The sequence below is a fragment of the Paraburkholderia sp. CI3 genome (genome assembly GCF_050436505.1).
GTDB lineage: Bacteria > Pseudomonadota > Gammaproteobacteria > Burkholderiales > Burkholderiaceae > Paraburkholderia > Paraburkholderia tuberum.
Genome location: NZ_JBNDMI010000001.1, coordinates 229,545 through 242,531, shown reverse-complemented (window position 1 = coordinate 242,531; position 12,987 = coordinate 229,545). Strand labels below are relative to the sequence as shown.

General features: G+C 58.8%; 8 protein-coding genes and 2 pseudogenes. 5 read left to right on the top strand and 5 right to left on the bottom strand.

What is annotated here, in order from left to right; all coding sequences use genetic code 11:
• Window positions 1–86: 86 nt before the first annotated feature.
• From OKW29_RS01110 to OKW29_RS01100, 3 genes are read right to left on the bottom strand one after another with little or no spacing between them, the layout of a single operon-like run.
• Complete coding sequence (locus tag OKW29_RS01110; RefSeq protein ID WP_429289644.1) at window positions 87–1,007, bottom strand: transposase; 921 nt, start codon at window positions 1,005–1,007, stop codon at window positions 87–89.
• Entirely contained in the window at window positions 962–1,222 is a 261-nt protein-coding gene (locus OKW29_RS01105; RefSeq protein WP_429289643.1) for an MBL fold metallo-hydrolase, read from the bottom strand. Before OKW29_RS01105 ends, OKW29_RS01110 begins: the two co-directional genes overlap by 46 nt.
• A 49-nt stretch (window positions 1,223–1,271) precedes the next feature.
• Window positions 1,272–2,435, bottom strand: coding sequence for an alpha/beta fold hydrolase (locus OKW29_RS01100; protein WP_429289642.1), 1,164 nt, complete (start codon window positions 2,433–2,435; stop codon window positions 1,272–1,274).
• A 115-nt stretch (window positions 2,436–2,550) separates the two neighbouring features.
• On the opposite strand from OKW29_RS01100, the gene OKW29_RS01095 reads away from it, so the two are divergent.
• The gene (locus OKW29_RS01095; RefSeq protein ID WP_429289641.1) at window positions 2,551–3,468 is read left to right on the top strand and encodes a LysR substrate-binding domain-containing protein; all 918 of its coding nucleotides are present in this window, start codon (window positions 2,551–2,553) and stop codon (window positions 3,466–3,468) included.
• A 146-nt stretch (window positions 3,469–3,614) separates the two neighbouring features.
• Window positions 3,615–4,528, top strand: a pseudogene (locus OKW29_RS01090) (IS630 family transposase); the annotation flags it as partial.
• 39 nt (window positions 4,529–4,567) lie between these two features.
• Here the strand turns inward: OKW29_RS01090 and OKW29_RS01085 are convergent.
• Window positions 4,568–5,324 (bottom strand): IS5 family transposase gene (locus tag OKW29_RS01085; protein WP_429289640.1). Its coding sequence is split into 2 segments (ribosomal slippage): window positions 4,568–5,006 and window positions 5,005–5,324, totalling 759 coding nucleotides; the frame shifts between segments, so codons are not numbered across the junction.
• Between the two features lie 1,029 nt (window positions 5,325–6,353).
• Between OKW29_RS01085 and OKW29_RS01080 the strand changes: the two are divergent.
• A pseudogene (locus tag OKW29_RS01080) lies at window positions 6,354–6,428 on the top strand (IS6 family transposase); the annotation flags it as partial.
• 746 nt (window positions 6,429–7,174) lie between these two features.
• Here the strand turns inward: OKW29_RS01080 and OKW29_RS01075 are convergent.
• On the bottom strand, window positions 7,175–8,326 hold the full coding sequence (locus OKW29_RS01075; RefSeq protein WP_429289639.1) for an IS110 family transposase: 1,152 nt from the start codon (window positions 8,324–8,326) through the stop codon (window positions 7,175–7,177).
• A gap of 1,081 nt (window positions 8,327–9,407) precedes the next feature.
• On the opposite strand from OKW29_RS01075, the gene OKW29_RS01070 reads away from it, so the two are divergent.
• The gene (locus tag OKW29_RS01070; RefSeq protein ID WP_429289638.1) at window positions 9,408–9,902 is read left to right on the top strand and encodes a hypothetical protein; all 495 of its coding nucleotides are present in this window, start codon (window positions 9,408–9,410) and stop codon (window positions 9,900–9,902) included.
• Between the two features lie 129 nt (window positions 9,903–10,031).
• Complete coding sequence (locus OKW29_RS01065; RefSeq protein WP_429289637.1) at window positions 10,032–11,816, top strand: hypothetical protein; 1,785 nt, start codon at window positions 10,032–10,034, stop codon at window positions 11,814–11,816.
• The last annotated feature ends 1,171 nt before the right edge of the window (window positions 11,817–12,987 follow it).

Here is a 12,987-nt window from a genome sequence, read left to right as displayed (position 1 = left end):
AGGCCTAGCGGCGGCTGGGCAATTTAGCTATGCGTGGACCCCTATTGTCCTTGCAATGCGCTTGGCGCCGAACCCAAAACGCGAACCTATGTAGGGAAATACGACCCGACAGCGAAAAATGTCCAGATGGATTTGGACGCTCGCCGCGAGGGCGTGAACCTCGTACCGTCTTGCCGTTGAGGTAGGCTTGAAAAGTGGAGATCAACGTTTTCGGCTTTTTTGAAAACGGAGTGGGTGACGGGCTCATCGGGCATGCTCATTAAATCGTGAGAAGTCGAGTTTTCCAGCGATGAGAAATAGGACTGTGCGCATTGTTTCGAAGCGAGCGTAGCCGCGTGCTTTGCGCTTGGCGGCTTGAAACAGGCCGTTGATAGCCTCGATGAACCCGTGGTCTGACGAGTCTGAGTCCAGACAATGATGCCGTCGAAGTGTCGGCGAATCAATCGCACGACGTCCTTCATCGGTTCGACCTTCGAGCGCATGACGTTGGTGCACCACCGCTGCAACATCGCCGACACGACATTGATTTGCCTGCGTTCGAGAATGTCGCGCAGCTGCTCGCGGTAAGCGAGGCACGGGCAGTACGCCTGGTGGTGTACTGGCTGACGAGCGCCTCGAGGTCGGTCAGTTGGGCGAGATTGAGTTTGTCCGCGTCTTTGAGCAGCGTCCCAGCGCATGCCTTTGAGTTGCGGGTCGATCTTCTGTTGCTGCCGGCGCACCGTGTCGAGTGCCTTGGACGCGTGGGCAACGACGTGAAACTTGTCGAAGGTCACTCGCGCGTCGGGCAGATGTTCATTGACGCCTTTGACGAAAGCCGGCGACATGTCGATGCTGACTGAGCAGATTTGTTCGGGCGTGCCATCGTGTTTGCCCAGATAGGCCGCAAAGCGTTCAATCGTGCTGGCATCCTTGCCTGTCGTGACGAACACGACCCGCCGCGCCTGCATATCGGCGACCAGCGTCAGATACTCATGACCGCGCCGATACGAGGTTTCGTCAAACGCCACTGCGATCCGGCGTGGTTTGTATGCGCATGCGTGATAACAATCAAGGTGACATCGCGGAACCCGCGACCGTGCTTTTTCAAGGCACGCTCAATCTTGTCCTCTGAGCCCGGCGTGCCCGTGCCAACGAGCACGCGGCCCGTTGCACCGATGACCAGGTGGCAGTGGACCATGCCGAACGGCTGGATCGGAATCGTAATGATCGACGGCTTATTCATGATGTATTTCCTTGTCTGTCGTTCATGGCGCCACACCTGCCAGTACGTTTCAGCTCAGCCCGAGCGGATTGGAGATCCGCAGCCTCCACCCACCGTCGCGGCACTTTTCCATAACCTGCGTGGCAGTACCGCACTCCTCGTGTTGCTGGCCGTCTGGTAGCGTCACGTTCAGGGTCCAGTCGAGCAGGACGAGCGCGATGTCGCCGCTCGGCAGCACACGACGCACGGCGTTGCGAATGCGCGGGCGCATTCTCAGCAGCTGTGCCAGGCCGCTACGCAATTCGGCCGGGCTTTCCCGCACCACCTCGCCATCAGTCATGCGCATGGTGGCCTGGTTGCTGAACAAACCGAGCAGTCCATCGAGATCGCCCGCGTTCAGCGCCGCGTCGAAAGCGACGGGGACCTGCTCGGGCGTGCTGCACACGGCGGACTTGTCCTCGATCGCTGCGACGAATCGCGCAATGAGCCGCGCAACGTCGGCCGGCGCCTCTAGCGGCGACAGGTGGCCGGTTCCGGGCAGAATGTGCATCGCCGCGTGCGGAATGCGGGGCAGCAGTTCGGCCTGCAGCGTTGCGGCGCGATCCACCTGGTCTAGCTCACCGGAGATGACGATGGTCGGCGCGTCAATTGACGCCACCGCCGCGGTGATGTCTTCGCGCATGGCCACTTTTGGCCACGCCGCCTTTGCTTGCGGCGCGGCCTTCAGGCTGTCCTCGATGACTTGCTCGCGGCAGGCGGCGTCAAGCGTTTTTGCGGTCAAGACATGGTCGATGACGAATTCGACCGATTCGCGCGATTGATACGCGCCAGTCAACGTCGCACGTTGCTCGTCGGAAAGGAGCATCGGCGATGGTGGCGACGGCGCGACAAGCACAAGGCCTTCGAGCCCGCGTGGCCGACGTGATGCGATGAGTTGCGCAACCTTGCCGCCCATCGAATGACCGACGAGAACGTAGCGCTGCAGACCCAGCGTCTCGATGACACCCTCGACGTCGGCAGCAAGATCAGCGATGCGATAGCCGTCGGCGGGCGCGGCGGACTCGCCCCAGCCGCGATGGTCGGTGGCAACGATGCGATACCGGTCGGACAACTCACTTGCTACCCCGTCCCAGGTACGCGACGAGCCGCCGTAATAATGCAGGAACACCAGCGCTAATTCCGCGCTGCCCCGCTGCGTTACTTGAATCCGCGTGCCGTTCGTTTCGATTTCCATTTCGGTGCCCCTTCTCCGTTAGGTGTGTGTGAATCGTAGATCCGGGTCCCCGGTTTGATAATTGCCGGAGCAGTGTCGACAGTCGATAATGGCGCTATCGAATAGGAGCAACGCAATGGACCGATTGACGAGCCTCGGCGTATTCGTCGCCGCGGTCGAGGGGGGCAGCTTTGCCGCGGCGGCGCGGCGCTTCGGGCTATCGGCAGCGATGGCCGGCAAGCATGTGAGCGCGATCGAGGCCGAACTGAATGCGCGGCTGTTCCAGCGCACCACGCGGCGGCTGAGTTTGACCGATACCGGCCAGACTTACTATGAGCGCTGCAAGCAGATTCTCGAAGCGTTCGACGAAGCAAATCGCGAAGCGAGCGCTTTGCAAGGCACAGCGCGCGGTGTGCTACGCGTCGCGGCGCCGGTCACGTTCGGTGCGATGCATTTGGGCGAGGTTGTTGCGCACTATCTGGAGGACCATCCGAACGTGAACGTGGAAGTGCTTCTCGGGGACCGCTACGTCGACCTCCTCAATGTGGGCGTTGACCTTGCGATCCGGATCGGGCGACTGCAGGACCCGGCACTCGTCACACGCCGGCTTGCGCCGTGTCGAATGGTCGTGTGCGCGTCGCCCGCGTACCTCGAGCGGCACGGGACGCCGCGCAAGCCCGGCGACTTACTGCGCGCGCAGCGGCTTGCCTTTAGCGAGGCCGTTTCGGCCGGCGACTGGACCCTGCTGGATGCGAAAAACCGCGCGCACGTCATCGACGGACCTTGCCGGATGGCGGCGAACAATACGCAGATGCTGCTTGCCGCTGCGCTTGCCGGGGCCGGCATCGTGTATGGTCCAACCTTCGTGTTCGGCGAGCCCCTCCGGCGCGGCGAACTGGTGGCGCTGCTGCCGGCCTACCGTGCCACTGAGCTAGCAGTCCAGGCGGTTTATCCGAGCGCGCGGCGCATACCGCTTAAAGTGCGACTGTTCGTCGATTACCTCGCTGAAGCGTTCGGCGATGAACCGCCTTGGGATCGGAAGGAGAGGCTTTAAAAAAGCGGTTACCGGTCGTGGACTATGCTGCCACTAGTGTCCCGAGTTAGAAATTCATTGCCTTGTTTGCGTTGTGTACTAACCTGGGTTGCAGGGTTCGCAAATAAGCGAGGCAACGATGAGAGGAAGACCGAAGGCGCATCGGCAACAAGACGGTCGCGACGAGACAACGTGTCACCTCGCATACGGTTTCGAAGTGGCGTTCGCGATTCATCAGTCACCGCGTGGACGGGTTGCTCGATGCACCGCGCCCGGGCGCACCGAGGACGATCGAGGACGCGCAGGTGGAGGCGGTCGTCGCACGCACGCTCGAATCCGTACCTACGGGCGCGACTCACTGGAGCACGCGCACAATGGCCCGCGAGACGGGGATGTCGCAGACAGCCGTGTCGCGGATCTGGCGTGCCTTCGGATTGCAGCCGCATCGGCAGGAGACCTTCAAGTTCTCCACTGATCCATTTTTCGTCGACAAGGTGCGCGATATCGTCGGGCTGTATCTGGACCCGCCGCTCAAGGCCATGGTGTTGTGCATGGACGAGAAGAGCCAGATCCAGGCGCTGGACCGCACCCAGCCTACGCTGTCGCTGGCCCCGGGCATCCCTGAGCGACACACGCACGACTATATGCGCCACGGCACGACCACACTGTTCGCGGCGCTGGACATCTCCACGGGCGAAGTCATTGGAGAACTGCATCGGCGTCATCGCAGCAGTGAATTCCTGCAGTTCCTGCGCACCATCCAGGCCAACGTGCCACCCCAACTGGACGTCCATCTGGTGATGGACAACTACGGCACGCACAAGACCTCCTCGATGAATACCTGGCTCGCTATCCGCGTTTCCATGCGCATTTCACCCCCACCTCTGCTTCGTGGATTAACCAGGTCGAACGATGGTTTGCGACGCTCAGCGAGACATACATCCGCCGTGGCACTCATCGCTCCACCCGGCAACTCGAACAGGCGATTCGCCAATACATCCAGATCAACAACACTGATCCGAGACCTTTCAACTGGACCAAATCGGCCGACGACATCCTCGCCAGCGTCAAGCGATTTTGTCTACGAATTTCCAACTCGGGACACGAGGGCGCTTTTACACTATTTGAGCCCATCGACAATGAGGGCGAAATTGATGAAGGCGAGGAACATCACGTCCAGTTTGTCGAATCGGGAGAAGATGCGGCGAAAGCCTTTGAGGCGGCGAAACAGCCGTTCCACTTCGTTTCTGCGCGTGTACATTTGGCGATCATATTCCCACGGTTCAAGCCGGGTGCTTTTGGGTGGAACAACCGGAATGAATCCCAGGTCGAGCGCAAGTTGTCGTGTTTCGTCGCCTTCATACGCCCTGTCCATCAGCAGATGCAGTGGCCGATTGGGCGAGCCGAGTCTTTGCAACAGGGCGCGCCCCTCTGGCGCATCGCCTGCCTGGCCGGGAGACAGGGAGAACGTTATGGCTGTTCGAGCATCCGCGGCAACCATATGAATCTTGGTGGTCCATCCACCTCGGGACTTTCCGATTGCTTGAGGTCCGTTTTTTTAATGCACCGGTGCCATGAGGATGAACCTTTATCATCGTGCTATCCAGCGAGACCGCTTCGATCCTGATGCGAATGACCTGCTCACGCTGCAATTCAGTGAACACACGATCCAGCACGCCATTCCTGGACCAGCGGTTCATTCGTGTGTAGATCGTGTGCCATCGACCAAAACGCTTGGGCAGTCCACGCCATTTGCAACCGTGCTCGGCCACATAAAGAATCGCATTCAGCACCTGCAGGTTTGTCCGGCTTACATTGCCGCGCTGTCGCGGCAGGCAATGCTCGATCCGCTGATATTGGGTTTCGGTGATTTCCATCACCGAAGTATCCGATCAAATACGATTAGTGTGAATACGCCATAGGTGACAGCTAGATAGCAGCTAGGTATGAAATCATTCATCGCCGTTTGGCACACCCGAAGGTACCGGCCCCGACGGCTGCTTGCGTACCGGGTTTCCGTTCTGCGGTTGTACATTCCGGTTGTGCACTGTCGACGGCTGGACTATCAGGCCTCGTCTGAATGGCACGATAACCGTCCCACGTCGTACAGGACGCGTCGTGAGGAAGGCCGATTGCATGTCGGGGTTGTCGGACCAGTAGTACTGGTAGTGTGTCCTCATCAATGCCTTCGGCATTGCGTCCCGCTGGCTCGGGAGAAGGGGCTCTACCTTCGGATGTCGGGTGAAGCGCAGTCGGGCGCTTCGACGCAGAAGGATTTCTTGTAGATCGCATATTAGTCTGTTTCGGCTGGTCAGGATTGCTCGGTTCCTCATAAATGACCAGGGCTTTAGATCCCGCTGGCACGTGAAAAACGCTGGCGAACGGCGGGGGATTCTCACGTTTGGCACGACGCAGTCCAGCATCCTTCTCACGAGCCGTCGGCACCGACACGCCTGGACGTTTCGGCGGCCCTTCGCGTTTGTTTCGGCCGTCGGCATAGGAGACCAGACCACCCAGCGCTGGCGTGCCAGGCTGGCTTCGGCGTGTTTCGGGCGTTGTTCCCTTGGGGGGGCTTTACTTCGGGATGCCGGGCGAGTAAAAAACCTCGTAAGAATCTTGCCAACGCTTGTCATGTCCTTCTGGTCCCGTGTGGTTAAGGCATGGCCGCACTATAGGCGTCGCTGTGTCGATGTGCGTGTAACAGACTGCTTTCCTTGTAAGCAAAGCAACTGAGGAGAATGCCTCGCTTCGCGCAACAGCGCGTGTCGTCGCGTTAACATGCTTTCCGCTCTCGGTGTGAACGACGGTGCAAATGCGACGCTAGACGACGAGAGCGTTCGATTTGGGGGGGTCCGGGCTCTGCAGGGCGCTGTCACATTGCCGAGGTGCTCGCGTAAGATGGCACGATGATGAAATCGAAATCCCTCTATCACGGTCACCGCTTTCCGGCTGCAGTCATCAGTTGCGCGGTGCGCTGGTATTGATATGACTTTGCATGTCAATCACGACATTGGTTTTCAGGTTGTTGCATCGACGCATGAATTTCCTGAGGGCGGCGCAGCAGTAAGTCTCGACGGTGGATCACACTTCTATGAGCGAAGCTCTGTCAAGATCGCCTATGCCAGAATTTTCATAACCTGTCTCCGTTTGATTGGTCTGAAGTCGCTGTTGCGCTCGTGAGAAGAACCAGCATCTCACCACCTTCTTCTATGAAGGGTAAGTAATTGTCAAGGCCCGGTTTGCACAGATCCCTCCTGAGACGTCATCAAGTTTACGAGGTCCCTTGTCAGGAAAGCGCGTAGCAAGCGTCAAGGGCAGGCGAAGCCTGGCGTCAGCGGCCCCCCTTGACGCTGCGAAGCGCGATACGCTGGTACGGGGTGGCGGGCGCGTGGGTTATTGCGCCTGCCACCATGCAGGCGGCATTCGTGTAGCCGTGCTTGCCATGACACGTCCGATTCTGCGCACCTCCCTGGCACTGCCTGGGCAAACGTGAAGCCGGTTGTCGCGCGCGTGGGACATGGCGTCCCGACCTTCTTCTATCCGCTGGCGTGGAGCCAGCCTGATGCAGTAAGCGCAGTGCGCCGGAAAGCGTTCCGGGGAGGTACCCCATCTATCAGCATCGGTTGCATGAACAACCACGGTGGTGAACGGGTACTTCCGCTTCATGACCCTGATGGTCAGCCAGTATGACCGTTAGTGAGGGTTGCGGCTATCGACGTGTGTCTGGCTATGTGGACGGCTTCATCTGTACTCCCTGGGGGATCACACCGTGCTCGAGGTAGCGCCACAGGAGGATCACCAGCCGCCGTGCCACCGCGACGATCGCGATGCGTCGCGCGCGGCGGTTGGCGCCGGTGCCCTCAGTGCGATGGCGGAACCACTGCGCAAGCGGACTGCCAGGCTGGTAGCGCAGCCAGTACCAGGCCATCTCGACCAGCAGTGACCGTACGCGGCGGTTGCCTTGTTTGCTGATGCCCTGATCGGTGTGACTGTCGCCACTGTCGTACGGCTGCGGAACGAGACCGGTACAAGAACCGACCTGACGGCGGTTGTCGAACTGCCGCCAGAAGAGTTCAAGCACCAGCCGGGACGCTCCAATCTGGCCCACTCCCTTCAGGCGTGTGAGGTGATCGATTCTTTCGCGCACCGTGGCGGGAAGGGCTTGGTGACGCGCCTTCTCCAGGGCAGCGAGCTGCTGCCTGGCGAGGGCGACCCGTTCGCATTCGCGCAGGAGCCGGTCGTGCATTTCGGGGGACAGTGGGGAACCGTCGTAGCACCTGACCTCCCCCCGGGCAAGCCGGCTGGCGAACCCATGTTTGAGGTCGTCCCAGCAGCCGAGCGTGCGCAACAGCTTTCCGATCCGGTTGCGGTGCTGCAGGACCTCCTTCTGGAGCTCTGCGCGATCGCGGGTCAGGTGACGCAGCGCCTCGTCCTGTACTGAGGGTACGTGAACGACGTGCAGGCGGTCGCGCTCGCCGTGCAGCCACGCGCGCAGGTTGAGCACGAGCTTGATGGCATCCAGCCGGTCCGTTTTCGCGCGCCGCCTGTGGCGTACGACCGGAATGCTGGCGGCATCGATGACGTAACATTCAATGCCATGCGCCTGCAGTGCACGACAGATCCAGAATGCGTCCTGTCCGGCTTCGTAGCAGACAACGGTGCGCACGCCGGCGCGCAGCGACCATTGCTGCTTCTGGCGCTCGATCAGATCCAGTGCGGCCTGCAGGCGCGCCCCGGCCTGCGGATCGGTGAGGGTGTGCACCGCGGGTTTGTCACGGCGACCGTCGTGGCACGCTATCTTCCAGCTCGCCGTGGCAAGCTCAAGTGATACCGCCAGTACGAGTTCCTCTCTGCCAGCTGCGTAAGCGGAATTTCGCATGATGCCCTCCTTTAACGCGAACCGATGCGATGTGGGAATTGTAGGGCTCCGCGTTATCGCGTCCCTTTCATAGCATCTATCCGCCGGCGTGTCGCCAGCCTTATCCTGCATGCGCGTTACGCCGGAATCTTTTCCGGGAACATGCCCCATCTGAAAATATTCGGTTGCTTCAGCAACCCAGTGTGATCACGGGCATGTTCACTCCAATCGTGTTGTTGGGGTCTGGGGATCAACGGAACAGCCAACCGACTTAAGACGGCGCCGGGAAGGCACAACCCTGTTGCAATTGAAAATGTCATCGCAACAGGGGTTTCGCAACGGCAGCAGCCTTGATCGGCGTTCAGCTGGAGCGCGATGCACAAACGTTTCATCACCAGAGCGAGCGGACGTAGGCGCGGGTCTCGTTGGATTTGCCGCCGCGCGTCTGTTCGCGATGCAGGAACTGCGGGTGACGCAGGTCGAACATCGTGCCGATATGGCAGCTTTCAACCAGTTATGTACGCATTTCATCAGGCTTCGGCCATGCCAACTCTGCGGTAGTTAGGTCTCGACCGCCTGGTAGGGGACGCTCGACGCGGCCTTTTTTTCGGGCGGGCGGGGTGGGGCTATGTTCGGATGGGTAAGAGTCCCGTCCGAACATAGCCCGTTGCAATACCCCCCATCCGAACAAAGCCGACCGGGACGAAGGGCCGGAAATCGACCGGTGAAGTCTTGATTCGGTTGATCAGTGATGGCTTCGGCCTTTGGCCTGTGGTAGCTGGGGGCTTGTGCTAAATATAGAACCTTGTAAAAAGAATGGAGCGCCCTTATGAGATCGACCCTGAATAGAGGGTTCTTCCCCCCCCCATATTCTGTGAATGACCCGTACCCGAATAGCCATGGGAGCCAACAGGGGGCCACGAGCCGAAACCGAAGCGCCTCACCCGCGCTGAGCGATCTGTCGAATCGGCCATCCAGTCAAAGCACGAGTTCGAGTAGAGCGGCTTCGCCGAGCTCCGAAGAGACGAGCCTCCACGATGCGCTCACCGCGCAAGGCTACTCCTCCTTCGGCATCGACGTGGTCAAATGCCTCCGCGGCAACTTGGCGCTGGAAGCGGTGCTCGACTGTGACCCGGAGCTCAGGAAAATGGGTTTGACGCCAGAAAACATCCTCGCCATCACGCGCGAAGGCGGCGCTAAGGATCTAAAGGTGCTGCACTCTCATGCTAAGGGGCTCGCGGATAGCGGCTACAGTCCGGGCCACATGACCAGCCTTGGCCGCGGCGGCGAAGCAGCCGTACAGGCGGTCGTGGAGCATAGCCCGGCGCTCATAAGGGCCGGATACAGACGAGGCGACATCGTCTACTTTGCGCGTTTCGGTGGCGGCGCCGAGACTATGAAAACGCTGAGCCAACATCACCTTGAGCTCAGCCGGGCTGGCTTTCCTCCAGATACCCTCGTTCATAAAATGCTTTGCAGTCCGAACGGGAGCGGCGTCGAGGTCTTGCAGAAGGCGTTGAAGGAGGCCGAGGACCGCGCCCGCTATCTAGTACAACATCACGTAGTTACTAAGCCGAAACAAAGTAACCGATCATGACATCACGCCGCATAGCGGACGGACGGATGATGAAACATCGAGCGAACTAAAGCACTTCTCAGCCTTCAACCGCATGCCTCGTGAACCGCATTACCCCACTCCAAATTCAAAAGAGCCGAATCTAACGCGATGACTATTCGCCCCGCCAACAGCGCTTTCAATCCGCAGACGCAAACCACTTCATACCATGTTCCGAATCAGGAGATAAACACGCCGGAGGTATCCAAGCGCTCACGTGGAGAAACCTCGCTCTCAGAGAGTCTCAAGCCGAGAACCCGGTCTCCCAGCATTTTAGGGGAGCGATCACGGCGCCCGAGCGGCGATGTCATTGCATCCGCCCTGACGCGCCTCACGCGTGCCCCTGAGGGTTCGCGTGAGCCGTCCGCAACAAAGCAAAAAGGCGCGGCTGAGGGCGCGTTGAGCGAGTTTTTCGCGGGTATGAATGCGGACGACAAAGCATTGGTCGTTGTGGGGGGCGGAACGGCAGCACTGACCTATCTTTCCACGATAGATTTCGACGAGAAATTTACCCACGTGGCGGTCGTCGGAGACCAAGGCTACTGGAGCAAGGTCGGACATCGCTTGGCGCAGCCACATCACATCTTAGCCTTGCCGCATGAACAAAGTGCAGAGTTCGTCGATCCGAGCAAACACGATGCGCTAGGTAACATACTCCCGCATGACAATCGTTCGGCCTACGTGCATTCCAACGACTATCAAGACAGGCTCGCGAAGCTCGGCGAATACACCGTCAATCTGTTGCAAAACCAAGGCATGAAAGTATTCGTCGCGGGTGCAGTCTCCGTCGAGAAGATAACGAAACACGAAGAATCGGGGTACAAGATTGCGACGGGCAAGTCGGGTCAATCCATCGTGGGACACAAGGTAGTGGTTGCTACGGGGCCCGCGCCTGGACGAACTTTGGCGAGTCGGCTACTGCCGAAAAGTTCGGCGGCGGATCGTGGTGAGAACTCGGGAGAAAAGCTGCCCCAAATCCTGAGCTACGACGATATCCTTACGAGCACCACGGCCAAGCGCATCAAAGGCAAGGACGTCATGGTCTACGGTGGTGGGCCGACCGCAGCCTGGGCGATGGAGGTCGGCAAGCTCAACGCCAAGTCCTCCGCGTGGGTCGCAAGAAAGGGATTCGGTGTTGCAGAAGAGGCTGGCCCTCGTGTCGGCGCGATCATTGAAGGGAGTCGTGACTCCCAGATCACAGGCGAGATTGAGTCCATCGAGTATCTGGATTCCAACGAAGCTGGTGAGGAGCAGAAACTTCGCGTCAACGTCTCGCACATCAAGCCCGATGGCACGAAGGGAGTGAAGCCGTTGGACGTCGACTACCTCGTGAATAGTACGGGTCAGGACGCGTATGGGGCCGGCGGACTTCACGACATCTTGTCTGCTGAAATCAAACGCGACCTCCGGCCAATTCCGGATCGTAATCAGGTATCAGGAGTGCCGGATACGATGTTGGGCTTCAGCACAGATTCGGGTGATCTGCAAATCATCGGGGCCGCAGCAGCATCCTATCAAGACGATGATCGCGGCTTGAATCCGGGGCGTTTGGCGAGCGAGACGTTACCTAGAAGCGGCAAGATCGGAATCACGGTTGGAGGCGTTGTGGCCTCGGTAACTGCTCTTACCGATCACATGCCGATAACGCAAGACCCGACGACAGGTGAGATGAAGGTGACCGGACTGAATCTGCATGTGATGAACGCGACCCAGTTGGCAGTCTATCTAACGGGAGCCTATCCGGACACACCCGCGGGGAAAATCAATTCCACGGTAAAGGAATATCTTGTCGCACGTTCTAATACTGAATTTGGGCTGTCGGATACGCAATTGAAGGACTTCATGAAATTGCGACTCGGTCCTCTGCCGCTCTTCAAAGGGGCAGCTACGGAATAGCCGACTCCTACATTTCGGCTGCCGATTCATCGTTAGTGCTTCTACGCCGAAGCTGCAGCGCCTGAATGAGGCGCTGCCAAGGGAGCGCCTCAGTTGCGGGAAGGATCGAGGGACGACGGCACGAAAGGTGACCTTCCATCAATCGACGGGCACTGCGGCTCATGATCGCTTTCAATACAGTAGGGGTTCCAAGCCCAAAGCTCGATAATGTTGGAAAGTCTGTAAAAACAGCGGGTTAGGGAGCTTGAACTGGTATGTCAAGCTTTTCCGCTGTTCCCAACCAATCTTGCAACGACGAATTCTCGAGATGGGAATCTGGTTCGAAGCCGGTGATGTATTCGCATTCGTCGATAGTTCTTCGTACGTAAGGTCCCCTGCGCGCCAATGCTCTGTTAGGGTGATCTTGAAAAATTCCGCAAACTTGGATGCAACCATGTCGCCTCGTTCGAGTACGCACTGACAAACAGGTAGTCGATGATGAGCAAGCGGAAAGGTATGGAAAGGTTATTCGATGGTCGGCATTTTGATCGTGAGATCAGTGTTCTGTGCGTGCACTGGTAGGGTAAGGAACGGCATTATTGGCTGGAGAAGGGTGAGAGTTCACTGTAAAAGCCATACTTATGCCGTTGAAACAAACTGATTCAGATGATCCATGTGAGATGAGACGCGCACACAAGCCGTCCACCCGACTCTAGAATAGAGCGAAGTGGAAGCTTTCATTCGCAACCAGCTATATGCTTAAACTTTCATTTCGCTTACGGACTTGTCAATGCGATCTCAGGCATTCCGGCGAGGACCGCGATAGTCGACTCTTCTATCGTCCGACAGTACGCCCAGGGTTAAGATCGATCGAGATTCTCAAGTGCGGCCGCTCGGGGCGCGCTGTCGGATAACTCTTAGCGGCAATTTGCCACCGTCCGCTCGGGCCGGAGGCCGTGGGAGAACTCGAGATATTTCAGCTCTTTGGGGTGTCGCTTTACCCCACCCGACGCATCACGAAACCAATACAGCGCATTCTGATAGGCGGACCTTCCTGCTAAGCGATAGTGGCGCGCGTTTTCACGCGGCCTCGCCGAGGACTTGCCGGCCGTCGCGAAGGCGCGGATGACCGTTGGACCTTGGGCGGATTCAACCGGTCGTCGCAACACCTTTGATCGAGGAGGTGTTTGTG